We start from the raw sequence: 213 nt of genomic DNA on the forward strand, positions 1-213 counted from the left end.
CGATGTTGAGGATGCGGAAGCGCCGCCCGTTGGCGAACTGGTCATGGACGAAGTCCAGCGACCAGCGCGCGTTGGGCCTCGCCTCGACCAGGATCGGGGCCCGGGTCCCCACCGCCTTGCGGCGGGCTCGTCGCTTGCGGACGGTGAGCCCTTCCTCGCGATAAAGCCGGTAGATCCGGTTGATCCCCGATGGTTCGCCCTCCCGCCGCAGCA

Annotated in this window: 1 pseudogene; it reads right to left on the minus strand. The window is 69.0% G+C overall.

Annotated elements, in window-relative coordinates:
• Positions 1–213, minus strand: a pseudogene (locus tag I6F35_RS40740) (IS3 family transposase); the annotation flags it as partial.

The organism is Bradyrhizobium sp. BRP22, from assembly GCF_020194175.1.
Taxonomy (GTDB): Bacteria; Pseudomonadota; Alphaproteobacteria; order Rhizobiales; family Xanthobacteraceae; genus Bradyrhizobium.